Below are 26,086 nucleotides of genomic sequence, written 5' to 3'. Positions count from 1 at the left end.
TATTGTGCCCGCCGCTCTCAGCCGAGTGACGGGTCAAACGCCCGGTGTTGACCGATCGCCAACCGCTCACTTGGTCAACTTGCCGGCAGTCACTTTCGCCCTGACCGCCTGTCGGCCCAGTACTAGCGCACACCCGAACGCCCCGGCCGGGATACTCCACCAGCCCCATTGACACCCCCAGCGCAAGAGCAACCCGAGACTGATCGCGCCAACCAGGCTAGCGACCACAATCCCTGCCGCTCTAGGCGTGACCGACTGTGGCCGCTCCGGGTGCAATCGCCAGTCCCACAGACTGGTCATCGCCATGATGACGATGTTAAGGCCAAGAACGACCATCAAGAGGCCTTCCCATCGTCCCCCGAGCGCAAACCCCGACCAACGCCAAGTACTCCCTGCAAAGCCGACCATTAGCAGCATATCGATACCCATTGCCACCCACCCCATCCGCCGGACTCGTCGCAACGTCTGATCGCGCTCACGCAAGCGCATCAATAGGCCTGTATCTTCCTTCAACAACGCGTCGGTGGTCAGATGAAGGTGTTCACTCAACATCACAAGGCTCGAGATGTCTGGGTAGCTGTGGCCGGTCTCCCAGCTCGAGATCGTCTGGCGAGAGACATGCATCAGCACCGCCAATTCGCGCTGCGTCATCGGTGCGGCCCGCCGAGCACGCTGAATTCGTTCCCCAATCATCGTCATGGACGCCCCTCCTCTTCTACGTCGAGCATACCGCGAATCGTGCACGCCGCCTAGACGAGTATCTTGGCCCCTTGGGGCTGAGCGACTCGGCACATAAAGAGAAAGCCCAATATAGCAACTTTCTCTTGACTAGTGGTAGAAAAAAGACCGCGTTGACCGCGATCTGAGTGATTGCCCGGGCAATCATCGCGCACATGCGCGCTGACCAACCAGGGGTCACACGCGCCCAGTGCTCAATCACGCCGCCGGTGGATCAGTAACGCCCCGAAGTAAAAAGCGCACTCGATCGCCGCGATGAAGAACGTCACCGGCCAGTTCGTGTAATAGCCCAGCACCAGACCCGCCCAGACGCCGATCAGCGCGGTGCCGACCGAGATCGCAAGCATCTGCGGTAGGGTCCGGCCGAGGTACTTGGCGACGGAAGGCGGTAGGGTCAGCAGGATGAACACCAGCAGGCTCCCGACGATCTGCGCCCCGATCGAGACCGAGACTGCGAGGATCAGGAGAAAATAGATCCCGATCAGGTTCCGCCGCAGACCTTGTGCCTGCGCACCAACGGCATCGAAGGAGTCGAAGGCCAAGGCGCGGTAAGCCAGACTCATGGTCACGAGCACCGAGGCCGCCAGTCCGATCAGTTGCCAGACGTCGGCGCGCGAGATCCCAATGATGCTGCCGAACAGGATCGTGGTCGCGTAGCTAGAGCTCTTGGCCGACAGCGCCAAGAACAAGATCCCGAGCCCGGTGAACAAACTGGACACGGCGCTGATCGAGGCCTCGCGCCGGCTGGCCCGCACCGAAAGCTTGCCGACCGTGACGCTACTCAAGATCGTCGTCAGGAGCATCCCATCGAGCGGGCGGATGCCGACGAACACCGCGAACGCCGCACCAGCGAAACCGATTTCAGACAGTGTGTGGGCGAGAAACGACATCCCCCGTGCGGTGACGAACACGCCAACGATGCCGGTGGTCAGCGCGATGAAGGTGCTCGCCAAGAAGGCATTTTGCATAAACTCATAAGCAAACATCAGCGCACCTCCTCGGTCGGCCGCAGCTCGGCGGGCATGTGGGCCGCGTCCATCTCCGTCGTCGCGCGCAGTTCATGGCCCGCCGGGGTCAGCAGCAGGTACTGGTCCGTGTAGGCGCGCGCCAGCTCCAGGTCGTGGGTGACGAACAGCACCGTCAAGTCGCGCTGCCGGTTCAGCTCACGGACCAAGGTCATCAGCTCGGTCTTGGTGTTGATGTCGAGGCTTGCGGTCGCCTCATCGAGGATCAGGAAGTTCGGGCGCGTCAACAGCGCCTGGGCGAGGTAGGCTTTTTGCTTCTCACCGCCGCTGGCCTTGCCCAGCAGCTGGTGCTGACGCGCGGTCAACCCACACTCGGCGATCACGGCGTCCAGCTCGCGCTGCTCGCCAGTGGTATGCCATGGGTGCCAGTGCCGCCGCTGGTTGAGCTGAATGAAGCTGCGCAGCGACAGCGGGTATTCGGGGTCGATATTGCGAAACTGCGGGACGTAGCCAAGGCGCATGTCCGCGGCTTGCGTGATCGTCCCGGTCTGCGGGGCCAGCTGACCCATGATCAGGCGGATCAAGGTCGTCTTGCCCACCCCGTTGGCACCGATCAGGCTCGTCATCGAACCGCGCGCCAGGGTGAAGCTGAGGTCTGAGTAGAGTGGCCGATCGTGGAAGCCGAAGCTCAAGTGATCGACGGTTAGCAGTGGTGTGTCCATAGTTGCCCCCAAAACAGTAATGATTACGAATAACAGTGTACACGAGTTGGCCGACGGGTTCAACGGTTGCGGAAACTTCTCCCCCAAGCAAAAAAGGCAGCCGCGTGGGCTGCCTGCCGAATCACTTGTTCAATTCGCTCAAGTCATTGGCCTTGCTGAAGTCGATGTAGATCGCCTTCGGGTTGTCCTTCACGATCAGGATGTAGCCGTGCCCGAGAAAGGCGCTCTTGTCCCCGTCGTAGCTGATCGGGAACTCCTGCGCCGGAGCCAGGTTGCCCTGGATCAGTAGCGCGTATAACTCATCATCCGTGTAATCGTCAGAAAACGCCAGCGCGACCGGCGCAGTCACGAGCTGATCGGCGTCGTTCATCAGCTTGATCACACTGAAAATCTGATCCGTCACGGTTTGGGGAAAGATCGCCGCGACCTGTTCGCTGACATGGCGGCGCTTCGTTGCTTCATACATAAGTCCGATCCTCCATCATGCAGGCCTGACGCCTGCGCGTTATTCGCCTACCTACGATACCACAACCGCAAGATGGACGCGACTCCCTTCTCGTCAGGCCCAGCGTGGCCACCGGGGCCTGACGCCATGTCTGTCAAGTGACCGGCTAGTCTTGTGGGTCGACGGCGTGGCCGCCGAACTGGTTGCGTAAGGCCGCGACGACTTTACCGGTCATCGTGTCGTCGACTTCAGAGCGGTAGCGCATCATCAAGGCGCCGCTGATCACCGGCGTCGGGACGTGCAAGCGTAGCGCTTCTTCGACCGTCCAGGCCCCTTCGCCACTACTGTGCATCACGCCTTTGAGCGTCGCCAACTGCGGATCAGCGCTGAAGGCGTCCTGGGCCAATGCCATCAGCCAGCCACGGATCACGCTACCGTGATTCCAGACCTTAGCGACCGCCGCGTTGTCGTAGTCGAACGGTCCCTTGGCCAGCACCTCGAAGCCCTCACCCATCGCCTGCATCATCCCGTACTCGATGCCGTTGTGGACCATCTTCAGGTAGTGGCCGGACCCCGCCTCCCCGGTGTAGAGGTAGCCGTCCGGCTGCGCGATCGCGTCGAATAGCGGGGCAATGCGGGCAAAGACGGTCGCCTCCCCGCCGATCATGAAATTTCCGTCGCGGCGGGCGCCGCTCATCCCGCCGGAGGTGCCGACATCGAAGAAGTGGATCCCCCGGTCGGCCATCAGCGCCGCGTGCCGCTGTGAATCTTGGTAAAACGAGTTGCCGCCATCGATCACGATGTCATCGGGGTCGAGCAGGTCGGCCAGGGCCGCCAGCGTCTGGTCGGTCGGCCCCCCCGCCGGGACCATCACCCAGATGGTCCGTGGCGCGACCAACGCCGCCTTGAGGGCAGGCAGGTCCGCACAGTCGCAAGCCCCCACTGCCGCGGCTTCTGCCCGCGCCGCCGCGCTCAGGTCGTTGGCGGCCACGGTGAGCCCGTGGTCACGCATATTCTTAACGAGGTTCAGCCCCATTTTGCCCAGCCCGATCATTCCAATTTGCATGTCTCTGCCTCCATTGATTTTGCCTCCAGTATATGTAAATTATTTACATATTTCAACACGGTTGGTGAAAATAGTTTTTATTCCAACGCGTGGTATACTGAAGTCAAACTCCGAAAGAAGGCCCACCCATGGCAGCATTCGCCGCACAACTCCAAGCCAACCGCAAGCAACTCAGCGCCAAAGAACAGCAATTGGCGGATTATTTGCTGGCCAATGCCACAGCCGCCAGCACGATGTCGATCTCAGCGCTCGCGACCGCCACTAAGGTCTCTACCGCGACTTTGTCGCGCTTCGCCAAGGCCGTGGGTTACCCGAACTTCCAGGCGCTGCGCGTCGCACTGGCCCAGACGCCAGTCGCCCCACCGCTATTCGAGGAGATCGGCGGCAGCGACGACACGCTGACGGTCGCGCACAAACTCTTCGGTCTGAACGTCGACGCACTCAATGCGACCGCCGCTGCGCTCGACGCCGACGCCTTGGACCACGCGGTGTACCTGATCACGGCAGCCCAAACACTCGGGCTGTTTGGCCTCGGCGCCTCGAATCTCGTCGCCGAAGACGGTTACCACAAGTTCCTGCGCACGCCGCTGAACGTCGCGTTCACGACGGACTACCATATGCAGCTGATGGCGGCGACCCGGCTGACCGCGACTGACGCGGCGATCATCGTCTCCCACACCGGTACGGATCAAGACGCCCTCGCGCTGGCGACCGTCCTACACGAGAACGGGGTCCCCTTGATCGTGATCACTGGCGCCCCGCGCGCCCCGCTGGCGAAGCTGGCAACTGTACTGCTTGTCGCCTTGGCGGAGGAAACCGAATACCGCGCCGAAGCTTTGCACGCAATGCTCGCGCAGCTTGCGCTAATGGACACGCTGTTCGTGCTCGCCGCGATCGCGACCGACAGTGCCTCCGCCGACGTCCTCGCCCGGATCCGCGCCACCATTCAGACCACCCGCCAATGACGCCCGAGTAAGCGCCAGCCGGGTAGCCGACCGGCACCGGTTGAAAGCGTTCGCACAAGTGCCTATACTGGGGTTGTCTTCTGGGGCCCACCACATGGCCATGTGGCAGACGGCCGCTCTCGACGCGACAAGTTGACTATGGGAGGGTGATCATGATGGCCGAAACTGATCTAACGATTCGGCGCGGCACACAAAGCGTTGACGCACTACTTCACACCGTTGAGCGCGCGCTGAACGACAGCCCCTACAAGTTCCTCGGGGTCGCCTTTCGTCAACGCCTGGCCTGGGCCGATTCGGACGCGCGCAAGCTGGCACTGATCCAAGAGTACGTGACACTCACCGACTAGGCGCTGCGCAGGCGTCGATCGTGACGCCTGCGCGCCAGTCGGCCCTTGTGTCTCGTCACCAAAAAACCGCGCTGGACGGCTGTCACGGCACTACTCACTTGCAGTGCCATGCCAACCGTTCAGCGCGGTTTTCGTTTAGCGTTACCAGTTCGTCGCGTCTGGGTCGGTGGCCAAGCCGGCCACCCCGTGCAAGGCGTCGATCTGCGCCATGTCGTGGTGCGACAGCTCGAAGTCGAACAGCGCCGCGTTCTCGCGGATCCGGTCTTCGTGAACGGACTTCGGCAACGGCAGGAAGTCATGCTGCAGTGACCAGCGCAGGACCAGCTGCGCCACTGTCTTGTCGTAGCGCGCCGCCATTTTCTGAAGCGCCGGAACGTCGAAGATCTTCCCGGTGCCCAGTGGGCTATAAGCTTCGCTCAGGATGCCGTGTGCCTGGTTGTAGGCGACGACCTCAGGCTGCAGGTCGGACGGATTGAGGAAGATCTGGTTGACCATCGGCGTGATGGTCGCGGTCCGCAACAGCGCATCAAGGTGATGCGGTCGGAAGTTGGAGACGCCGATCGCGCGGGCCTTGCCGGCCTTATAGGCCTCTTCCAGCGCTCGCCAGGTGTCGGCGTTGACCTGTTCCCAGTGATCGCGGAACTTGGCTGGGTTCGGCCAGTGGATCAGGTAGAGATCGACATAGTCGACCCCGAGCTTGCGCAGCGAAAGGTCGAGCGCCTGCTTCGCGGCGTCGTAGCCGTGGTCGGCGTTCCACAGCTTCGTGGTCAAAAAAAGGTCTTCGCGCGCCACGCCCGAGGCCTTGATCCCGGCGCCGACGCTCGCCTCGTTGCCATACGCCGCGGCGGTATCGATATGCCGGTAGCCCGCTGCCAGCGCGGCCTCGACGCTCGTCTTGGCGACGTCGCCGTCCGGAGTCTGCCAGGTGCCGAACCCGACGATCGGGATCTCGACGCCGTTGCTCAACGTGTAGGTGTCTGTCAATTTGGTCAAATGTGCCACTGAAAACACTCCTTTTTAATTAGCTTACCATTAATTAGTATAGCAGAAAAAGCGGGGCGTGACTGCCTTGGCCCGCCCGAACATGGGCAAATTATGAAAGAAACATTGACTAATTCTCATAATCGCACTAGTATATGAGTAATCATTCAGACAGTGACAAGATAAGTACCCGCTGGCGAACGCCCAGAGAACCGGTGGCTGGTGTGAACCGGTCGTGACGCCGCGGGGAAAATGGTCTTCGAGTCTTGTTCGTGCAAGCTGCGGTCAGTGCGAACCGGGAACGCCCGTTAACGCGTCATCGTATCGCGCCCTGCGCCGTACGAGAAGTGGCGACCGGTGACGACCGCCAAAAACCCGGGTGGTACCGCGCTTAAGCGCCCCGCAGTTCAGTGATGACTGCGGGGCTTTTTAGCGTCCAGGATCACCTATCCCGAGAAAGGAGCCCGCCATGCCTGTTGCCGTGCTCTCCGGCCTGACGCAGAATCACCTGACGCCAGCGCCGAACGCTTTGCACCTTTTGATCTTGAATCTGATGCCCAACCGCGCGGTGACAGAGCGCCAGTTCACGCGCCTGTTCGAGGCGATCGGCCGCCCGGTCGCCTTGACCTTCTGCCTGCCGGCGACGCACCGGCTGCGCCACGACGCCGCCGCGCTCCTGGCGGCGTACCGCACCTTCGCGCAAGTCCGCGCACAGCACTTCGACGGGTTGATCATCACCGGCGCGCCGCTGGACCGGATGCCGTTCGATGCGGTGGATTTTTGGCCGGAGCTGCGTGAGTTGATGACGTGGCGCCGAACGCATGTGACCGGCAGCGTGTTCATCTGCTGGGGTGCAGACGCGGCCGGGGCGCTGGAGGGTACCTTCACCGGCGAGCGCCTGACGACGAAGATCAACGGCGTGTACACCACCGATGGGCTGACAATGCCCCAGTCGCGTTACTTCCGCATCCCCCCAGCGGCGGTGCGCCGTGGTCGGATCCTGGCGAGCGGGCCGGGACTCGGCGTGACCGCGCTGGCCGATGACGCGACGCACTCCCTGTACCTCGCCGGCCACCTCGAATACCTGACCGGAACGTTGCGGGCGGAGTTTTATCGCGACCTGACCCGCGACGCCCAGACTCGCCCACCGGCACACTATCTCGACACTGATCTACAGCCACACAACCACTGGGCCCAAGACGCGGTACGCGTCTACACGACCTGGCTGAATTCACTCACGGAGGCACTCTCATGACGAAACTCGCGACCCAACTGATCCAAGGCACCAACGGCACTGACGACGCCAACACAGGCGCGGTCGTGCCTCCCCTGTATTTCTCCACCGCATTTCGCCACCCTGGTCTGGGCGCGTCCACGGGTTACGACTACGCGCGCCTCGAGACGCCGACACGCGCACTGCTCGAACAACAGCTGACACTGCTCGAAGGCGGTGTTGCCGCCTGGGCCGTCAGCTCCGGGATGGCTGCGATCGACCTCGTGTTCAGCACCTTCACCCAGACCGGCGACCACTTCATCGCCAGTGACGACCTCTACGGCGGGTCCTTCCGCTACTTCGATGAGCGCCAGGCCAAGTACCGCGTCGACTACGACACCTGGGACGGGCGCGACATCGACCACCTGCTGCTGAGCCTGCGGCCGCAGACTAAGCTGATCTGGTTGGAGTCCCCGTCTAACCCAACAATGAAGGTGATCGACCTCGAAGCCGTCGCCGATGCCGTGCACGCGGTGCGGCCCGACATCCTGATCGCGGTGGACAACACGTTTCTCACCCCGATCTACCAGCGTCCGCTGACCCTGGGCGCAGATCTGGTGGTCCACTCCGCGACCAAGTACCTAGGCGGCCACAACGACATCTTGGCTGGCGCGGTCGTGGCCCGCACCGACACGCTGGCGGCAGCGCTCAGCGCTCAGCTGACCACCACCGGGCAGACGCTCGACCCCTTCTCCGCGTGGCTGCTGCTACGGTCGCTCAAGACCCTCAAGGTCCGCATGGCCGCGCACACCACCAACGCCCAGTTCCTGGCCCAGCGCCTGGCGGATTTGCCCGGCGTCGCCAAGCTCCTGTACGCCGGGGTCGGCGGAATGATCAGTTTTTACCTCGCCCCGGGGTACTCAGTCGACACCTTCCTGCGCGGCCTGGCGGTCTGTTCGTTCGCCGAGAGCCTCGGGAGCGTGGAGACCATGGTGACCGTGCCGGATGTCCAGACCCACCACGATATGCCAGAGGCCCAGCGTCGCGCGCTGGGGATCACCCCGCAGCTGATCCGCGTCTCGGTCGGCTTAGAAGATGAAGACGACCTGCTGGCGGATCTGACCCAAGCGATCGCTAACGCCCAGCCGAAGGAGGACTAACCATGCACGATTGGACGAAGATCATCAAGGCGACCACGGTCAAAGACCCGGCCAGCGGCGCCGTCAACACCCCGATCCACCTGAGCTCCACGTTCTACCAAAGCGACTTCGACCACTTCGGTGAGTTCGATTACGCGCGCAGCGGCAACCCGACGCGCCAAGTCGGCGAGCAGGCCGTCGCGACACTTGAAGGGGGCCGCTACGGCTTCCTGTACAGCACCGGCATGGCGGCGATCTCGAGTGTGCTGGAGATCTTCAGCCAAGGCGACCACTTACTAGTCTCTAAGTTCGTCTACGGTGGCACCTTCCGCATCCTGACGCAAGTGCTCAACCGCTTCGGCATCACCCACACCTTCGTCGATCCGACCGACCTCACCGCCCTCGAGGCGGCGATCCAGCCGAACACCAAGGCGATCTACATCGAGACGCCATCCAATCCGGTGTTGGCGGTGACCGACATCGCCGCCGTCGCCAGCCTCGCCAAGGCGCATGACCTGTTGACCATCGCCGACAACACCTTCATGTCCCCCGTGTTGCAAAAACCACTGGCCTTAGGCGTCGACATTGTGGTCCACTCCGCGACCAAGTTCCTCTCCGGACACTCGGACATCCTCGCCGGCGCGGCGGTCACCGACGATCCGGCCTTGGCCGAGCGGATCTATTTTATCCAAAACGCATTCGGCGCCACGCTCGGGGTCACCGACACCTTCTTGCTGCTGCGGGGGATCAAGACGCTGGGCGTGCGCATGGCGCAGTCCAGCCAGGCCGCCCAGCGCATCGCCGAGTGGCTCGAAGCGCAGCCGCAGGTCACCCGCGTCTGCTACCCAGGGCTGGCCAGCAACGCCGGCTATGCCGTCCAGCAGCGCCAGGCGGTCAATGGCGGCGCGGTGTTGAGTTTCGATGTCGGCTCTGCCGCACACGCCCGCACCCTGGCCGAGCACCTACGCATCCCCGAGTTCTCCGTCAGCCTCGGCGGGGTGGAATCCATCTTGTCGTATCCGCCAAAGATGAGCCACGCCGAGATGAGCCCCGAAGAACAGGTCGCGTGTGGGATCACGCCGGGGCTGCTGCGCTTTTCCGTCGGGCTGGAAGACCCAGACGACTTGATCGACGACCTGCGCCAGGGCCTGGCGCGCCTAGACTAGGAGGGCTGCGATGACGACCTTACACATCGGCCTGCTCGGTCTGGGGACCGTTGGTCGCGGGGTGCACACGATCCTCGCCCGTGCGCTGCCCACCCTGACCCAGCTGGACTTCAAACTCACCCGCGCCGCCGTGCGCACCCTGACGCCAGCGCGCCAGGCCGAGTACAGTGACCTCGCGCTGACGACCGATCCGTGGGCGCTGGTCAACGACCCCGACCTCGACATCATCATCGAGGTGATGGGCGGCATCGACTTGCCGCAACGGCTGTTGACCCGGGCGCTCGAGACTGGCAAGCACGTGATCACCGCCAACAAGGACCTGATCGCGACGCACGGCGTCACCTTGACCGCCCTGGCCCAGCGCCACGGCGTCGCCTTAGCCTACGAGGCGGCGGTGATGGGTGGTATCCCGATCCTGCAGACGCTCAAGACCGCGTACGCCGGCGACACCATCGACCGGCTGATCGGGATCGCCAACGGCACCAGCAACTTCATCCTGACCCAGATGGCCAGCGGGGCTGCGTACGCGGACGCCCTGGCTCAGGCCCAAGCTCTGGGGTTCGCGGAGGCTGACCCGACCAACGACGTCGAGGGCCTCGACGCGGCTTACAAGCTACTGATCCTCAGTCGGCTGGCCTTTGGCCTCGACGCGCCACTCGAGGCGATCCAGCGACAGGGACTGGCAAGCCTGACGCAGGCGGACTTTGCCGCTGCGCGCACCTTCGGCTACGCGATCAAACCCCTGATCACGGGGACCCGGCGCGGCCAAGCCCTGCGGCTGACGGTCAGCCCGACGCTGGTCGCCAATACCCATCCGCTGAGCCTCGTCGGCGCCGAGAACAACGCGGTGATCCTGCACAGCACGGACCTGCCGGCGCTGACACTGAGCGGGCCCGGCGCTGGCAGCCTACCGACCGCCAATGCCGTGGTCGCCGACCTCGCGCAGGTCGCCACCGCGATCCGTCAAGGCTATCCCTACCCGCTGGCCGCTGGCCGCTTGACGGCCAGCACCCCGCTACACCTGCCGGCAGCGCGGCTGATCGCACTGACCACCACCAGGTCGATCGACGGGCAGGCGCTGATCGACCAGCTCGGGCTTCACGGCCCCTTGGTCGCGGCGCCCGGCGGTCTACACCTGCTGACCGAACCGCTGACCGACGCGGCGCTCGCGACGCACCTCGCGGCGCTGCGCGCCTGTGCCGGCATTCAGGTGCGCCACGCACTACCGGTACTGCTCACCGACCGCTGAAATATGAACGCCAAAAAATCGAGGCTGCGCCATCAAGCGGTTTTAGCCCAGCGAATAAGCGTAGCCCCCGGTAAACCTAAGTTCGGGTTTACTAGGGGCTACGCTTGTCCGGCTCGGACTGTTCTGGAATCGTCGGGCATCTATCCTGAGCCGATGATGTCTCGGCCACGATCTTTGGTCATCCACCGGGCTCAATCTGCCATGAGCTGGGCCAGTAGCGCCCGGCCTGCCGCCGGATCTCGGCGAAAGGCGAGGGCCAGTTGCAGGGACAGATCCACGATCAGGCTCTGGGCGTCGATCACCGGATAAGGGTGCGTCGGCGCTTTTTCCTGTGCCAGCGACAGCTCCGTGCAGCCGAGCACCGTCACGTCGACCTGGAATTCGGTCTGCATCCGCGCCAGGATCTGGTGGTACAGCGCCGCATCGACGGTCCCCTGTTGCTTGATGTGCGTGTAGATCAACTCCGAGACCGCGTCTTGCAGCGCTGCATCGCCGAGCACGACCTCACGTCCGGTCGCCGAGATCTCCTTGGCGTAGACTCCGTCGGCGATGCTGCCCTGCGTCGCGATCAGCCCAACGCGGTGCGCGGTCGGGAACTGCGCGCTCAGGTGGCGGACCGCCAGGTGCGGCATGTGCAGGATCGGGATGGGCGTGGCCGCCTGTAGCGCTTGGTAAAAATAGTGGGCCGTGTTGCAGACGACCACGAAAAAGTCCGGGTGTAGCTGACTCTGCTGGCGGATATCTTGCAGCAGTGGCGGCAAAAAACTAGGTTGGCGGTGATCGAGGATATACGCGGTCCGGTCAGGGACGCTCGCGTGGTTGACGAGGAGGTAGTCGAGGTAGTCTTGATCCTTCGCCGCCGGGGTACGCGCGTTGAGCAGGCGCAGGTAACTCTCCGTTGCTGCCGTGCCCATCCCGCCAAGTACGGTGAAGAAGTGATCCATCAGACCTCATCCTCCAATTCTGCGGCCACGCGCTTGACCACCGTCAGATCGCCCGCCCACGGCGTGTCGACACCGCGGACCTTCTGGTAAGTGTCCGCGCCTTTGCCGGCGACGACCAAGACGTCTTGCGGGCCGTTGGCCCGCACGGCGGCAGCGATCGCCGCCTGCCGGTCGAGCATCGTCTTGACCGCCACGCGGTCGTGGTCGATCCCAGTCTCGATCGCCGCCACGATATCAGCAGGCTCCTCGAATCCCGGGTCATCCGTCGTCAGGTAGGCAGTCGTGACACTTTCGTTGATCACCTTGGCGAAGCCGGCGCGGCGCGAGACCCCCTTGTCCCCTGGCGCACCGAGTACAAGGTTCAGTTTGGCGCCATCATACTCCCGGTTCAGGAAGGCGAACAGCGCCTTAAGGCTCCCGTAGTTGTGGGCAAAATCGACAAAGACCGTGCCGTGGCCCGGGACCGCCAGCGACTCCATCCGGCCAGGGATCATCACATGCGCGAGCCCAGGGGCGGCCTTGGAGCCGTCGACGCCAGCCAACCCAGCGGCGATGACCGCCGCCGTCGCGTTGCTTTCGTTGAAGTCGCCGATCAGACTGAGCGCGTAGTGATTGCCGACATTCAGGGCCGCGGCCTTATCCGTGACCGGGATCAGTTTGAACGTACTTGCCGTCGTGTCCAGCCCAAGGCTTTCGAAGCGAAAATCGATCTTGACGTCGTCTCGGTCCAGCTTGAAATCATCGCGCGCAAACAGGAAGATCGAGTCCGGGTTCGTCGTGGTCGTCGCCGCCGCGTACACCTCATTGAAGTGGGCAGTCTCCGCATTGATCACGACCTTGCGCGAGTTGACGACCAGCTGCAGCTTGTTATGCAAGTAGTTGGCAAAATCCGGGTGCTCATTCGGCCCGATGTGATCCGGCGTGATGTTCAGGAAGAAGCCGACGTCGTAAGTCAGCCCGAAGACGCGGTTCTTCAGGTAGGCCTGGCTGGAGACCTCCATCACCATGTGCGTCATCCCGTTATCGACCGCCGCACGCATGTCGCGGAACAAATCGATCGACTCCGGCGTCGTCAAGTCGGCGGTGAAGCGCTGGTCAGGGTTCGGGCCGATCACGCGCTCGATGGTCGACGACAGCGCGACGTGCTTCGGGTGCGCCTGCTCCAGGATCCCACGCGTGAAATAAGCCGACGTCGTTTTGCCCTTGGTCCCGGTGAAGGCGATGACGAACAGGTCGTCTTGCGGAAAATCAAAGAACGCCGCACTCAAGATCGCCATCGCTTTTTGCACATTGACGACGATCAGCGCATTCATCCCGTTGCCTTCCACATACGGCTTCTCCGCGACATACGTGGTCGCCCCGTTGTCCTTGGCCATCGAGAGGTAGATCGGGCGGAAGTGCGCGCCCCGGCAGAAGAACAGCGTCGGTCCGGAGACTTGCTTGAAGTCATGCGCGATCCCCGTCATCTCAGTGCCCACATTGTTCTGGACCGCACTGCTCTTAAGCAGATGGTGTTCCTTCAGTAACAAAATGCATTCGTTCAATGATAATGACATTGTGTTCTCCTTATCTGCGCGTATTTGTGCCAATTATACCATATCGCTTCGGATCCCCATGATGGTCACCGGGTAGGCGCCACTCGGCGCCTGCACCGTGACCGTGTCGCCGACGCCGTGGGCCATCAGCGCGTGCCCCAGTGGCGAGTCGCTGGCGAGATTCGCTGCGGCCATACTGGCCTCATGCGGCCCCACGAGGTGATAGGTCTCACTGGCTGGCTCGTCGTCGAAGCGCACCGTCACCCACTGCCCCAGCGCGACGATCGCCTGATCGGTCGGCGGGACCACCTCGGCATAGCGGATCAGCCGGTCCAGGTAGCGCAGTCGCCCTTCCAGTTGCCGCAGATCGCGCTTCGCAGCCGTGTAGTCCGCGTTCTCCGACCGATCGCCCAGTGCGGCCGCCGCGGCTAGTGCCGCGATCTTCGCCGGGCGGGCTTGCTGCAAGGCCGTGACCTCATCCTTGAGCGTCTGTAGCCCGGCCGCGGTGATCGTATGATACTGCATCCGCTACCTCCTGACTGCGCGAGGGTCAAACAGGCGGCGCCGTGACCGACACCGCCTGTTACACTATGCCCGCAAGTTCTGCGCGCTGGTTACCGTCTGGTCTAGAACAAATTACTGAAGAACTCGCCGATGCCTCGGAAGAGCAGGACGAAGAAATTCGCCTTATCGACCGCCTTCGTCGTCTTGACGTTGACCGTCTCGCTCGTCGTGCCGTTGAGGTAGCCGAGCGTGTCGCCCTTAGCGGCGAAGGTCACGGTCCCGACTGTCGTCGCCGCCTTGACCGGCGCCTCGATGCGGGTCTTCATGCCCTTCTTGGCCGTGTACGTCGCCACGACATCCTGAGCGGTCGTGCCGGTCGGGACGTAGAGTGTCACCGTCTTGTCGGCGGCCAGCGCCACGTGTTGAGCCTTCCCTTTGTTCACCGCGATACGGCTATGGCCCTTGACGGCCGTGCCTTTGGTCGAGACCTTGAGCGCGGTCCAGTTATTGAGCGCATAGCGCATCAGCGTGGCCGTCTGGTCGAACCGGCGCGTCTGGGCGGTCCCGTTCGCGTGGAGCACGACGGTGATGATGCGCATCCCGTTCTTGGTCACGGTCCCGGTGAAGCAGTCCCCGGCCTTATCGGTAGTCCCGGTCTTCAGGCCGTCGACCGGCAGATCTGCCTTGGCGGCGACGAGCCCCTGCAACATCCAGTCGTAGTTGTCCATCTTGGTCGCGTCGCTGGTGCCTTCGCGGAAGGTCTTCGTCTTGACGGTGGTGATCTTCAGGACTTCCGGGTAGTCGTTGAGCAGGTGTTGCGCGACCAGCGCGATGTCCTTCGCGGTCATCGCATTCTCATCCGCCGCGGTGCTGCCCGGGTAGATGTCCGCCTTGAGCTGGCCGTTCGGCAACCCGGTCGCGTTGACGATGGTCGCATCGTTGATCCCCCAAGCTTTGAGCTTGGCTTTCATCAGGTCGACGAACTTATCCTGCGTCCCGGCCACGGCGTTGCCCAACAACATCATCGCCGCGTTGGCGGAGTAGATGAAGCTGGCCTCGTAGAGCTCCTCGACCGAGTAGCTCCCGTCAAGGCGCAGCGGGACGTTGGACAGCGAATTGTCCTGTGAGATCGTGTAGATCGCCTGATCCGGCGTCACTTTTTGCGTCCACTGCAGCTTGCCGTCATGGATCGCCTCCAGCACGAGGTACAAGGAGAGCATCTTGGTCATCGAGGCGATCGGCAACTTCGCATCGGCGTTCTTGGCGTACAACACCTTCCCAGTCTTCGCTTCGATCGCTAGCGCCGCCTTCGCGTCGATATCGACAGTCGTTGCAGCACTGACGGTCGCGGCCGGCGCCACGCCCGCCCATACACTGATCGCGGCGACCACGAGGATCAGCCCGCGCCATACTTTCTTCATGTCAAAACTCCTTAGTTTGTCTTAGTGGGTACCGACTTACGGGTCAGCGTCTGGCCGACCTTCAGCGGCATGTGGATCACAAAACTGGTCAGCTCTGGCCCGGATTCGGCGTAGATGTAGCCACCGTGCAGCGTGACGATGCTCTGGGCGATCGCCAACCCCAGTCCGGTGCCGCCAGTCTCTTGCGAGCGTGATTCCTCGACCCGGTAGAAGCGGTCGAAGAGCTGGCTCAGCGCGTCGTTGGGGATCTGCGGGCCGTCGTTGGAGACCTTGATCACGACCTCAGAGCCGACCTTCTGCGCGTTGAGGTAGATATGCTGACCGCCGCGTCCGTACTTCAAGGCGTTGGCGATCAGGTTGTTGAACACGCGGCCGAGCTTCTCCGTGTCTGCCGTCATCATCAGCGGATCGGGTTCGCCGGACACGACGAACTGCATCCCTTTTTTCTCCCCTTCCAGCTCGAAGCTGGCGGCGAGCTGCTCGAGCATCGCAACCATGTTGAACTCAACGTTGTTCAGCGGGGTGGTGGTCTGGCGGACCTTCGTGTACTCGAACAGGTCCTCGACCAGCACCTTCATCTGCTTGGCCTTAAGGTAAGCCGTGTGTGTGTAGCGCACCAGCTCTTCTTCGCTGCGATACTGCTTGTCCTCGATCAGCCCGAGGTAGCCGATGATCGAGGTCAGCGGCGTGCGAATGTCGTGACTGACATTCGTGATCAGCTCATCTTTGCTCTGCTCGATCTTCCGCTCCTCTTCCATCGAGTTAACGGTCGAGTCGACCAGCGCGTTGATGCTATTGATCACTTTTTGCAAGTCCGTGTTCACGGCCAGGCGCACGCGGTGGTCGAGGTGTCCATCGGCGATGTAGTGTAACTCCTGGATCACGTGGCGCATCTGCATCTGCCGGTAACGCCGGATCAACCGCCAGTAGAGCACGAGCAGGTCCAGCACCACCATCGCGCCGACGAACACATTGCGCCAGCTCCAGAGGTGGGCCCGGTTCTGCCCGAACGTCAAGACGTTCTTCACGCTCCAGATCGTGTCTTGCAGCGTCGCGTTGGTCGCGATCATCTGCTTGAGCAGCACGAACAGGGCAAAATTCAGCATCAACAGCAGCACGGTCGTCACGAGCCCTTCGAACCACAGCTCGGATTGCTCCTTACCGGTGAGGCGGACCTTTTCTCCCATCGCTAGCCCTCGACCTTATACCCGACGCCCCAGACGGTCTCGATCACCTTTTCCCCGCCGGTCGCCTCTTCGATCTTATCGCGCAAGTGCGAGACATGGACCATGACCGTCTTGGCGGACACGATCGACTCTTGCTGCCAGACGCGCTCGAAGATCTCGTCGGCAGAAAACACGCGGTTCGGATGCGACGCAAGCAGGTAAAGGATCCCAAACTCAAGCGCCGTCAGCTGAATGCTCTTGCCGGTCAGCGTCGTCACCTCGTGACTGTCCTTCTTGATCGTCAGCGGGCCGACCTCAAGCTGATCGGGTTCCGGGTTCGTCACGTTGTTCGCACTGCGCCGCAGCAAGCTCTTGACCCGCGCCATTACTTCCAGCGGATTGAACGGCTTGGTGACATAGTCATCCGCCCCAGTGATCAGCCCCTGGATCTTGTCCATATCGCCGGTCTTGGCCGACACGATGATGATCGGGAGCTGTGAATCCTTGCGCACCTGCCGCACGACCTCGATGCCGGACATGTTCGGCATCATGATGTCGAGGATCATCAGCGCGATGTCGGGGTTGGTCGCCAACTTCGTGATGGCCTCCTTGCCGCTATACGCCAGCACGGGGTCATAGCCTTCGTTCTTCACGTAAATACTGAGTAACTCGACGATCTCCTTGTCGTCATCAACAATCAGGATCTTCATCCTCACGTCCCACCTCTCGTGTGTGTTCGCATCGTTCCCATTGTACCAAACCCGCCGCCGCCGCGCTTGTCGCGCAGGGAACGACTGAAAAATCTTAAGGTATGCGTGCCCCGCCGCGGCGACGCCAAGTGGCAATGAGACAATGATCAACGGCTCACGGTCGATGCACGACTATTCCAGACCCGTCCGCGCCCTAAAGTGACGCCCGCACCGTAAGACCTGACCCTCAGCACCCCCTACGTCCGGGGTTTCACTGAGGACCACGCTGATACGCTGGGCTAAAGCCGCGTATCGCTCAGCCCAAAAAAGACCTCGCAACTCGCGAGGCCTTCGGGGTGGTTGCTTATTCCACTGAGTAGTTCGGCGCTTCCTTGGTGATCTGAACGTCGTGCGGGTGGCTCTCACGCAGGCCCGCGCCGGAGATCTGGATGAACTGCGCGTTATCCTGCAAGGCCTGAACGGTCGGCGCCCCGACATAGCCCATCCCGGAGCGCAGGCCACCATCCATCTGGTAGATGACATCGGCCAAGGCGCCCTTGTACGCGACGCGGCCTTCGATGCCTTCTGGGACCAGCTTCTTCGCCTCGTTCACGCTGCTTTGGAAGTAGCGGTCCTTGCTGCCGTGGGCCTGCTCCATCGCCCCGAGGCTCCCCATGCCGCGGTAGGTCTTGAAGCGGCGGCCTTGGTAGATCTCGAACTGACCCGGGGCTTCATCGGTCCCTGCCAGCATGGAACCGAGCATGACGGCGGTCCCGCCAGCCGCGAGGGCCTTGACGATATCCCCGCTGTACTTGATGCCCCCGTCGGCGATGATCGCCTTGCCGCGCTTGCGGGCTTCGGTCGCGGCTTCGTAGATCGCGGTCAATTGCGGCACGCCGACCCCCGCGACGATCCGGGTTGTGCAGATGGAGCCCGGGCCGATACCGACTTTGACGACGTCAACGCCGGCGTCGTACAGGGCCGCTGCGCCTTCTGCCGTTGCCACGTTGCCGGCGATCAAGGTCGCCTGCGGGAAGTGCTCACGGATCTCGGCGATCTTGCGCAGCACCCCAGCCGAGTGGCCATGGGCGGTGTCGATGACGATCGCATCCGCCCCAGCATCTAGCAGCGCCTGAGCGCGGTCGAAGGTGTCGCTGGTGACCCCCACGGCCGCAGCGACCAGCAAGCGCCCGTGCGCATCCTTGGCGGCCTGCGGGAACTCGACCACTTTTTCGATGTCCTTGATGGTGATCAAGCCGGACAAGCGGCCGTCTGCATCGACCAGCGGCAGCTTCTCGATCTTGTACTGCTGCAGGATCGCTTCGGCTTCGGCCAGGCTAGTGCCGGCCGGGGCGGTGATCAGGTGGTCCTTGGTCATCACACTGCCGATGTCAGTGCTGTGGTCGGCGACGTAGCGCAGGTCACGGTTGGTGATGATGCCGGTCAGCTTGCGGGAGTCCTTGGAATCCACGATCGGCACACCGGAGATGCGGTATTTTTGCATCAGGTGGTGGGCCTCGGAGACGGGATCGCTGGCGGTGAGGAAGAACGGATTAAGGATCACGCCGTTCTCGGAGCGCTTGACGGTCAGGACCTGGTCGGCCTGCTCCGCGATGCTCATGTTCTTGTGGATGACCCCCAGGCCGCCTTGGCGTGCCATCGCGATCGCCATATCGGCCGTCGTCACGGTGTCCATCCCAGCGGACAGGATCGGGATGTTCAGCTTCAAGTTCGGTGCGAGCTGAACGGACAGATCAACATCCTGCGGTAGAACGTGGCTCTCAGCAGGGACCAGCAGAACATCATCAAACGTGAACCCTCGCCGTGCAAACTTCGTCTCCCAGTTACTCAAGTGGATAGCCCTCTTTCGTTTTTTGTTGTCGTTTACAATAGCATTTTCATCCCGTGACGTCAATTCACTTGGCAAAAAACTGACGAAACCCTGCCACAGCAGCGTTCTTAAATGAAAGAACTCTCATTCCGCGTTTCTAGCCCCGAACAAATATTGATCGTCAGCCGGATACGAAAAATTTCGTTCGTATTCTTCCGGATAAACAGCCTTTGATAAACAAAAAAGTTCGGCTCTATTCCGCCGAACTTCCCGTGATCATGCCGCCATGATCCCCTTCAGATTGTAACGCCGCTTCAAGTAGAAGTGCGCCCCATAACCGACGACGGCCAGGACCGCATAACCTTGCCACGGGAGCTGTTGTGTCAGTGGCGAGTTGATGTAACCCAAAGCCCCAGAGACGGCGGACGCTGCGAACACCAGCCCCATGCCGATCAGCAGGATGACCCAGGTCTTGCCGCGCTTGCCCTTCGGCGTGCGGCTCCACTCGTTGAAATAAGCGAACATGTAGCCCGCTGCGGTAGCCATCACAAGCAAGGACAAGGCCCCGTTCCCGACTGCGACTTGCTTCGGGCGCAGGTAAGTCGTGATGCCATAGACCAGCGCGAACACGCTGACGAAAAACAGACTAAGGTCCAACCCGCTCAGCCAGATGCTGGCCTTCTTGTGCGGCTTCGGCGCGTGGACCAGGCTCTCGGCTTTTTCCGTGACTGGGCCGTACAGCTGGTTCGCCGGCTTACCTTGGTGCTGTGCGTCGAGCATCTCCGGGAGCATGGTCGCCAAAGTCCGACGCTGCTTCTCTTCTGGCCACTGGTGCTCAGTCAGGATGCGTCGCAGCTTGAACACGTAGTCCGCGTTCTTCTTAGAGAGTTGATCGATCAAGTCGTCCACGTCGACCGTCTCCGTCGGTGATTCTACTTCCTTAACTGCCAAAATGCATCCCCCTAAACATTGAAGCGGAACTCGATGATATCCCCATCTTGGACCGCATATTCTTTGCCTTCAGACCGCAGACGACCGGCTTCGCGCACCGCCTGAGCTGAACCGTACTTATCAAGATCGGCGAACGACATGGTCTCCGCCCGGATGAAGCCGCGCTCGAAGTCGGAGTGGATGATCCCGGCGACCTGCGGCGCTTTCATGCCCTGCTTGAACGTCCATGCGCGCGTCTCCTTGCCTCCGGCCGTGAAGAACGTGGCCAGCCCAAGCAAATGGTAACTGGCTTTGATGAGCTTGTCCAGCCCTGATTCGGAAACGCCTTCAGCTTCGAGAAAATCGGCCTTGTCGGCATCATCCAGCTCAGCGATCTCCTCTTCCGTCCGGGCAGAGATCGCGATCACTTCTGCGCCTTCCTTGGCGGCGAAGGCTTGGATCTGCCGCACGTAGTCACAACCGGCCGGATCTGCCATGTCAGCTTCGGCAATGTTGGCGACGTACAGCACGGGTTTCGTCGTCAGCAGGAACAGGCCGCGGACGATCTTCTGCTCGTCATCGGAGAAGTCAATGCCACGCACCGGCTCGCCTTCCTCTAGCACCGGCTTGATCTTCTTGAGGACTTCGAATTCGGCGACCGCCTCTTTGTCCTTGGTGCGGGCGACTTTTTCGACCTTCGCGTAGCGCTTGTTGATGGCCTCAAGGTCCGCCAGCGCCAGCTCCAAGTTGATCGTCTCGATGTCGTCAAGTGGATCGACGGTCCCGGTCACGCTCGTGATCTCGTCATCGTCGAAGGCGCGGACCACGTGCACGATCGCATCGACTTGGCGGATGTTCTCCAGGAACTTATTGCCCAGCCCTTCGCCCTTGGACGCGCCCTTGACGATCCCCGCGATGTCAGTGAATTCGAACGTCGTGCGAATGATCTTCTTGGCCGGGATCAGCTCATCGATGCGCGCCAGGCGCGCGTCTGGCACTTCGACCATGCCGACGTTCGGGTCGATGGTCGCAAACGGGTAGTTCGCCATTTCGGCCCCCGCCTTCGTGATCGCGTTGAACAATGTGGACTTGCCGACGTTCGGCAAGCCGACGATACCTGCAGTTAAACCCATGAGGTTAGCTCACTCTCTTCCTTTACTGATTCGCGTCCGCTTTGACGAGGACTTTTTTCATTTTCTTATCGAACTCGCGGCGGGGCATCATCACGATGTGGCCGCACCCGGTGCACCGGATCTTGATGTCCATGCCAAGGCGGATGATCTCCCAATCATTCGTTCCACAGGCGTGCGGCTTCTTCATCAGCACGCGGTCATGTAGCTCGTACATCGTATCCCTCCTAGTCCAGGTTGACGTCCAGCAGCGCGAGGATCCGGTTGAGGTCCTGGGCGGTGGTAAAATCGATCTCGATCTTACCTTTGCCCTTAGCGCTTTGGGCGATGCTGACCTTGGTGCCGAACTTGTCGCCCAGCTGGTTCTCACTGGCGCGCAAGTAGGGCGACTTCACCGGTTCCTTGGCCTTGGCCGGCTTGGTGCCCGCGTTCATCTGAGCGATCAGGTGTTCCAGCTGACGCACCGTCAGGTTGTCACTGACCGTCTTCTTGGCCAGCGGGACCAGCCGCTTCTTGTCCTTCAGACTAAGCAGCGTGCGCGCCTGGCCCATCGAGAGTTGCTTCGTGTCGAGCAACTTCTTGACCTCTGGTGGTAGCGTCAGCAGGCGCAGGTAGTTGGCAATGTACGGCCGGCTCTTGCCCAGGCGCTTGGAGACCTCGGCTTGGGTCAAGTTGAGCTTCTGGATCAGCGTATCGTAGGCCTGGGCCTCATCCAGCGGCGTGAGGTCCTCGCGCTGCAGGTTCTCCAGCACCGCGATCTCCATCATCGCCGGGTCGTCGAAGGTGCGCACGATCGCCGGGATGGTCGTCTTGCCCGCCAGCTTGGACGCACGGAAGCGGCGCTCGCCGGTGATGATCTCGTAGCCGGTCACGCTGTGGCGCACGATGATCGGCTGAAATACCCCGGTCTGGGCGATCGAGGCCGCCAGGTCGTTCAGTGCCGCTTCGTCGAACTGCTTGCGCGGCTGATACGGGTTGGGCCGGATCTCTTCTAGCGGCAGCTCTTCCACGTTCGCGAGCTCGACGTCCGGGCTCTCGAAGTCCTTGAAGATCGCCTCGATGCCGCGGCCAAGGCCCTTATTATTCTTATTCACCATGAGCAGCTAACACTTCCTTTGCGAGTTCCGTGTACACTTCGGCCCCTTTGGACTTAGGATCGTAATCGATGATCGGCATCCCGTAGCTCGGCGCCTCGGCCAGCCGCGTGATGCGCGGAATGATGGTGGTGTAGACCTTCTCCCCGAAGTACTTCTTGACCTCGTCGATCACCTGCGCGCCAAGGTTCGTGCGCCGATCGTACATGGTCAAGAGCACCCCTTCGATGCTGAGGGTGGGGTTGAAGTGTTTCTGCACCAGACGCACGGTGTTGAGCAGCTGGCTCAACCCTTCCAGCGCGTAGTACTCGCTTTGGACCGGGATCAGGATCGAGTTCGCGGCGGTGAACGCGTTGATCGACAGCTGCCCCAGAGACGGCGGGCAGTCGACCAAGATGTAATCGTAGTCGGCTTCGACCGCGGCCAACCCCAGCTTCAGCCGCATCTCGCGGGCCATCTGGTTCGTCAGCTCGATCTCGGCGCCGGCCAGCTGGATCGTCGCCGGGACGATCGACAGCCGCTCGTGCTTGGTCTTGATGATCGCCTCTTGGATCGGATCCTCGTTGACCAGCACATCGTAGATATCCTTGCCGACCTCAGCCTTCGAGACCCCCAGACCGGAAGTCGCGTTGCCCTGCGCATCGGCGTCGACGATCAAGACACGCTTGCCAGCAGTCGCGAGACACGCGCCCAGGTTGATCGTGGTGGTCGTCTTGCCAACGCCACCTTTTTGGTTCGCAACAGCGATCACATGCACCATAGTTACCTCTTCTCCTTCGGGATCTCAACGATAAAGCGGTAGGCATCGGCCGTTTCGTCTTCCTGGATCGCCGCTTTCATGCCGCTTTTTTGGATCAACTGCACGGACTGGCGCAGCGTGTTGAGCGCCATGCGCGTGTCGTGCGTCTGGATCATCTTGCGCTTGGCCGCCTTGGGTCTCGACTTAGCCGCCGACGCCTGCTCGTCCGGGTCCGCCGGTGCCGCTTCCGGCTCAGGCTGCGGATCCAGCATCCGGGCGACCGCTTCATGCGTCTCTTTGACCGTCAGCTCGTCGGTCAGGATCTCGTGCAACAGGATCTGCTGCTGGTAGTCGTCGGCCTTGAGCAGCTCACGCCCGTGGCGCTCCGTCAGCTCGCCGGCCATGATCGCGTCTTGGACCGGCTGGGACAGCTTCAACAGACGCAGCTTGTTGGCGACGAAGGACTGGCTTTTGCCCAGCTGCTTGGCCAGTGCCTGCTGTGTCAGCTGGTTGAGCTTCATCAGCTCGACATAGGCCTGCGCCTCTTCGATCGCTGACAGCCCCTCGCGCTGCAAGTTCTCGATCAGCGCCATCGCCGCGGATTCCTCATCCGTCATGGTCTGCACGATCGCCGGCGCCGTCTCCATGTGAAGCGACTGCATCGCGCGGAAGCGGCGCTCCCCGGCGATGATCTCGTATTGCGACGGCGCGTACTCGCGCACCACCATCGGCTGAAGCAGCCCGTGCGCCTGAATCGTCTCCGCCAGCTCCTGGATCGCCTGGTCGGTGAACACCTTGCGCGGCTGGAAGCGGTTCGGCACGATCGCCGTCAACGGTAACTCTTGGATCACCGTGTGGGTGTCCGCCGGTGTCTGCGGTTTTTTCTTATTAAAAAACAATGCCACGATGCTGCCCTCCTATCAACTCAATGCGCCCCGAGCGGCGCCTTGCTCGGCGTGCCCGGCTTGCGCGGAAACTGCTTAGGCGTCGCCTTGACCTTCGCGACCACGACCAGCGACCGCGGATCGCCCGTCTCCGGAAGCGTCAGGTCGATCGTCTGAATCACTTCGCCACCGAGCTGGGCGATCGCCGACTTGGCCTGCGCGAGCTCACTTTCACCCCGACTGCCCTTCATCGCGACGAACTGCCCGCCGACTCGGACCAGCGGCAAGCACAGCTCCGCCAACACGTTCAGCGGCGCGACGGCGCGCGCGGTCGCCAAGTCATAGGCCTCGCGGTGCGGGCTCTTCTTGCCGGCAAACAACTCGGCGCGGTCGTGGAACAGATGCACGTCCTTGAGGCCCAAGTGTGCGCTCAAAGCGGACAAAAACCCGATGCGCTTGTTCAAAGAATCCACGATCGTCACGTCCAACTCGGGATACAGGAGCTTCACCGGCAGCGACGGAAATCCGGCTCCAGCGCCGACGTCACACAGCTTGAGGCCAGGCGTCGCCACCTGCGGCGCGGCCTGCGTCAGCAGGATCGAATCCCAGAAGTGCTTGAGGTAGACCTCGCCTTCTTCGGTGATCGCCGTCAGGTTCATCTTCTCGTTGGCCTCGACCAAGTCCGAATAGTACTGCTTGAACTGGGTCAGTTGCGCCGGGGCGTGGGGCAATCCCTGCGCCGCCAGTGCCGCGGCGAATTGGCGTTCATCCATGCCGGTCAACCTCCTTGGTGTCGCCCTGGGCGACACGGTCTTTGTGAAACAGAAACCCGTTTCACGTTCGTGTCTAGTTTAACGTAAATTGGCCCTGCTCACAACTGAATGTCACCACCAGTCCGCCCAGTCGGTGCCCACCGCCGGCCCGCCCGCAGTAAGCTGGCTGGCCCCAGTCGTGGTCCGGTGACCAGATTTTTTGTTTCACGTGAAAACAAGTCCTCATATTGGTTGAGGCAAGAATAGCGAGTTTGCGGCGTTTTAACAGAGCTAAAACCGTCGAAAAACAACGAAAATGCTTTGAAGTGTGCCATCTCTGTGCCACGACTTCATCCAAGAATAGACCTTCTATGTTAAAGAAAATACCCTAAGCGTTTAAATTGGCTTAGGGTATTACTGTTTACCTTAGTTGATCACTGCTGTCATTGAGAGGTGAGATTGAGGATGATGCGATTGCGTAATTACCAGCATCAATAGTTAATTCAAATGGAATTTCAACCGCGTTTCCTGATAAAAGCGCAGTGCCTGCTCTTAGGCTTGGAAGTCTTGACACCAGAGACTGAGTAGCTGAAGGTACGTTATGCAAAATAAAATCCAAGTCTGTTGAATTCTGAATTCGATGAATGAAGAATGCTCCGGTTTGAGATAGGACAACTCTAGAAAGCTCACTTGGAATCTGACTAATAATACCCAAATAAACATTAAACTTCCGACCTTCTCGTGAGATTCGCTCAAAAATGGTTGACGATCCATCAGTAGAAGTCTTTACGTATCGGTGTGCCTCATCTAAGTACAGGTAGAAAAAGGGCATACTGTTTCGATCACTTTGGCCTAGAGTGTAATTCATTTCAAACGCCGAACGCACGACATAATTTGAAATCAGTCGCAACGCATCATCATCGAACTCCGTTAGATTTAATACAACAAATTTTGAATGATTATTAGAACTTGTCCAGTCTGTAACTTGAAGCGGCATACCATGTGCGGCGTTTAATATGCCACCTTCATCTCCGTATCTCGATTTTAAGTTCCTGAAACGACTAATCATCGTTTCTGTATTTGCGCGAACGCGACGATTGCCCTGCACTTCTTCCTCGCCAAACACAATTTCAAATCCCTCTTCAATGTCTTCAAGTGAAATTGTATATTCTTCATCCGTACACTGAAGAACTTCGTCGATAGTCTGAGGCCCATTATCAGGGATTGCACTGGATATTACCGACAATATTTGTGGTTCGCCCTCAATCTTCGAGAAGTTTTGAACCCACGACTTTAGTGCCGCCTGAGAATGTTGTTCATTCCCAAATACTGCTGTATACCACTTTTCGACTGACCGTTTCAGCATCACGAATGAATCTTGTGTAATATCTCGAATGGCTAACCGTGTTAAGATTGCATATATGAGTTTTCGATTTTCCGGGGTTGTCTTCGCAATCTGTAACGCTCTATT

The 26,086-nt window shown here is 60.9% G+C and carries 27 protein-coding genes and 1 other annotated feature; of the genes, 6 read left to right on the top strand and 21 right to left on the bottom strand.

Going from position 1 to position 26,086, the window contains the following annotated elements; translation table 11 throughout:
• Positions 1-66: 66 nt before the first annotated feature.
• The 5 genes from HII33_RS12785 to gnd all read right to left on the bottom strand — a co-directional run bounded on the left by HII33_RS12785 (position 67) and on the right by gnd (position 3,936).
• The gene (locus HII33_RS12785) at positions 67-699 is read right to left on the bottom strand and encodes a helix-turn-helix domain-containing protein (protein WP_179396207.1); all 633 of its coding nucleotides are present in this window, start codon (positions 697-699) and stop codon (positions 67-69) included.
• A gap of 233 nt (positions 700-932) precedes the next feature.
• The gene (locus tag HII33_RS12780; RefSeq protein ID WP_179396206.1) at positions 933-1,724 is read right to left on the bottom strand and encodes a metal ABC transporter permease; all 792 of its coding nucleotides are present in this window, start codon (positions 1,722-1,724) and stop codon (positions 933-935) included.
• Complete coding sequence (locus HII33_RS12775) at positions 1,724-2,425, bottom strand: metal ABC transporter ATP-binding protein (RefSeq protein ID WP_179396205.1); 702 nt, start codon at positions 2,423-2,425, stop codon at positions 1,724-1,726. The genes HII33_RS12780 and HII33_RS12775 overlap by 1 nt, the downstream gene beginning before the upstream one ends.
• A 121-nt stretch (positions 2,426-2,546) precedes the next feature.
• A complete protein-coding gene (locus HII33_RS12770) occupies positions 2,547-2,891 on the bottom strand; it encodes a hypothetical protein (RefSeq protein ID WP_179396204.1) in 345 nt (114 codons plus the stop codon).
• Between the two features lie 145 nt (positions 2,892-3,036).
• Positions 3,037-3,936 (bottom strand): phosphogluconate dehydrogenase (NAD(+)-dependent, decarboxylating), encoded by a 900-nt coding sequence (gene gnd / locus HII33_RS12765; RefSeq protein ID WP_179396203.1) that lies wholly within the window; start codon positions 3,934-3,936, stop codon positions 3,037-3,039.
• A gap of 128 nt (positions 3,937-4,064) precedes the next feature.
• Between gnd and HII33_RS12760 the strand changes: the two genes are divergently transcribed.
• A complete protein-coding gene (locus HII33_RS12760; RefSeq protein ID WP_179396202.1) occupies positions 4,065-4,901 on the top strand; it encodes a MurR/RpiR family transcriptional regulator in 837 nt (278 codons plus the stop codon).
• Positions 4,902-5,053: 152 nt separating this feature from the next.
• Entirely contained in the window at positions 5,054-5,248 is a 195-nt protein-coding gene (locus HII33_RS12755; protein ID WP_179396201.1) for a hypothetical protein, read from the top strand.
• Between the two features lie 141 nt (positions 5,249-5,389).
• Here the strand turns inward: HII33_RS12755 and HII33_RS12750 are convergent, their stop codons facing one another.
• Positions 5,390-6,250: an aldo/keto reductase gene (locus HII33_RS12750; protein ID WP_179396200.1), complete on the bottom strand. Its 861-nt coding sequence runs from the start codon at positions 6,248-6,250 to the stop codon at positions 5,390-5,392.
• 144 nt (positions 6,251-6,394) lie between these two features.
• Positions 6,395-6,635, top strand: a binding site (T-box leader).
• A gap of 63 nt (positions 6,636-6,698) precedes the next feature.
• On the opposite strand from HII33_RS12750, the gene HII33_RS12745 reads away from it, so the two are divergent.
• The 4 genes from HII33_RS12745 to HII33_RS12730 are packed head-to-tail and all read left to right on the top strand — an operon-like array spanning position 6,699 to position 10,996.
• Complete coding sequence (locus tag HII33_RS12745; protein ID WP_179396199.1) at positions 6,699-7,484, top strand: homoserine O-acetyltransferase/O-succinyltransferase family protein; 786 nt, start codon at positions 6,699-6,701, stop codon at positions 7,482-7,484.
• The gene (locus HII33_RS12740; RefSeq protein ID WP_179396198.1) at positions 7,481-8,602 is read left to right on the top strand and encodes a trans-sulfuration enzyme family protein; all 1,122 of its coding nucleotides are present in this window, start codon (positions 7,481-7,483) and stop codon (positions 8,600-8,602) included. Before HII33_RS12745 ends, HII33_RS12740 begins: the two co-directional genes overlap by 4 nt.
• Positions 8,603-8,604: 2 nt before the next feature.
• Entirely contained in the window at positions 8,605-9,747 is a 1,143-nt protein-coding gene (locus HII33_RS12735) for a trans-sulfuration enzyme family protein (protein ID WP_179396197.1), read from the top strand.
• Positions 9,748-9,757: 10 nt separating this feature from the next.
• On the top strand, positions 9,758-10,996 hold the full coding sequence (locus HII33_RS12730; protein WP_179396196.1) for a homoserine dehydrogenase: 1,239 nt from the start codon (positions 9,758-9,760) through the stop codon (positions 10,994-10,996).
• Positions 10,997-11,187: 191 nt separating this feature from the next.
• On the opposite strand, the gene HII33_RS12725 is transcribed toward HII33_RS12730, so the two are convergent.
• The 15 genes from HII33_RS12725 to HII33_RS12655 all read right to left on the bottom strand — a co-directional run bounded on the left by HII33_RS12725 (position 11,188) and on the right by HII33_RS12655 (position 25,984).
• Positions 11,188-11,940 (bottom strand): aspartate/glutamate racemase family protein, encoded by a 753-nt coding sequence (locus tag HII33_RS12725; protein WP_179396195.1) that lies wholly within the window; start codon positions 11,938-11,940, stop codon positions 11,188-11,190.
• Positions 11,940-13,496, bottom strand: a complete 1,557-nt coding sequence (locus tag HII33_RS12720; RefSeq protein ID WP_179396194.1) for a UDP-N-acetylmuramoyl-L-alanyl-D-glutamate--2,6-diaminopimelate ligase — start codon at positions 13,494-13,496, stop codon at positions 11,940-11,942. The genes HII33_RS12725 and HII33_RS12720 overlap by 1 nt, the downstream gene beginning before the upstream one ends.
• 33 nt (positions 13,497-13,529) lie before the next feature.
• Complete coding sequence (gene greA, locus HII33_RS12715; RefSeq protein WP_179396193.1) at positions 13,530-14,000, bottom strand: transcription elongation factor GreA; 471 nt, start codon at positions 13,998-14,000, stop codon at positions 13,530-13,532.
• 101 nt (positions 14,001-14,101) lie between these two features.
• Positions 14,102-15,400 carry a serine hydrolase gene (locus tag HII33_RS12710; RefSeq protein ID WP_179396192.1) on the bottom strand — a complete coding sequence of 433 codons (1,299 nt, stop codon included), beginning with the start codon at positions 15,398-15,400 and terminating at the stop codon, positions 14,102-14,104.
• Between the two features lie 11 nt (positions 15,401-15,411).
• Entirely contained in the window at positions 15,412-16,587 is a 1,176-nt protein-coding gene (locus HII33_RS12705; protein WP_179396191.1) for a sensor histidine kinase, read from the bottom strand.
• Positions 16,588-16,589: 2 nt separating this feature from the next.
• Complete coding sequence (gene croR, locus HII33_RS12700; RefSeq protein ID WP_179396190.1) at positions 16,590-17,276, bottom strand: response regulator transcription factor CroR; 687 nt, start codon at positions 17,274-17,276, stop codon at positions 16,590-16,592.
• Between the two features lie 343 nt (positions 17,277-17,619).
• Positions 17,620-19,107 carry an IMP dehydrogenase gene (guaB, locus tag HII33_RS12695; protein ID WP_179396189.1) on the bottom strand — a complete coding sequence of 496 codons (1,488 nt, stop codon included), beginning with the start codon at positions 19,105-19,107 and terminating at the stop codon, positions 17,620-17,622.
• Between the two features lie 255 nt (positions 19,108-19,362).
• Positions 19,363-20,037 (bottom strand): DUF1129 domain-containing protein, encoded by a 675-nt coding sequence (locus tag HII33_RS12690; protein ID WP_179396188.1) that lies wholly within the window; start codon positions 20,035-20,037, stop codon positions 19,363-19,365.
• Positions 20,038-20,048: 11 nt separating this feature from the next.
• Positions 20,049-21,149, bottom strand: coding sequence for a redox-regulated ATPase YchF (ychF, locus tag HII33_RS12685; protein WP_179396187.1), 1,101 nt, complete (start codon positions 21,147-21,149; stop codon positions 20,049-20,051).
• Between the two features lie 22 nt (positions 21,150-21,171).
• A complete protein-coding gene (locus HII33_RS12680) occupies positions 21,172-21,363 on the bottom strand; it encodes a DUF951 domain-containing protein (RefSeq protein ID WP_179396186.1) in 192 nt (63 codons plus the stop codon).
• A gap of 10 nt (positions 21,364-21,373) precedes the next feature.
• The gene (locus HII33_RS12675; protein WP_179396185.1) at positions 21,374-22,243 is read right to left on the bottom strand and encodes a ParB/RepB/Spo0J family partition protein; all 870 of its coding nucleotides are present in this window, start codon (positions 22,241-22,243) and stop codon (positions 21,374-21,376) included.
• The gene (locus HII33_RS12670) at positions 22,233-23,000 is read right to left on the bottom strand and encodes a ParA family protein (protein WP_179396184.1); all 768 of its coding nucleotides are present in this window, start codon (positions 22,998-23,000) and stop codon (positions 22,233-22,235) included. Before HII33_RS12670 ends, HII33_RS12675 begins: the two co-directional genes overlap by 11 nt.
• 2 nt (positions 23,001-23,002) lie before the next feature.
• Positions 23,003-23,887, bottom strand: coding sequence for a nucleoid occlusion protein (gene noc / locus HII33_RS12665; protein WP_179396219.1), 885 nt, complete (start codon positions 23,885-23,887; stop codon positions 23,003-23,005).
• A gap of 17 nt (positions 23,888-23,904) precedes the next feature.
• Entirely contained in the window at positions 23,905-24,636 is a 732-nt protein-coding gene (rsmG, locus tag HII33_RS12660) for a 16S rRNA (guanine(527)-N(7))-methyltransferase RsmG (RefSeq protein ID WP_179396183.1), read from the bottom strand.
• 400 nt (positions 24,637-25,036) lie between these two features.
• Positions 25,037-25,984: an ATP-binding protein gene (locus tag HII33_RS12655; protein WP_179396182.1), complete on the bottom strand. Its 948-nt coding sequence runs from the start codon at positions 25,982-25,984 to the stop codon at positions 25,037-25,039.
• Positions 25,985-26,086: the final 102 nt, after the last annotated feature.

The organism is Lacticaseibacillus absianus, from assembly GCF_013407595.1.
Classification (GTDB): domain Bacteria; phylum Bacillota; class Bacilli; order Lactobacillales; family Lactobacillaceae; genus Lacticaseibacillus; species Lacticaseibacillus absianus.
The sequence above is the reverse complement of the archived record's forward strand: the minus strand, read 5'-3'. Positions and strand labels throughout refer to the sequence as shown.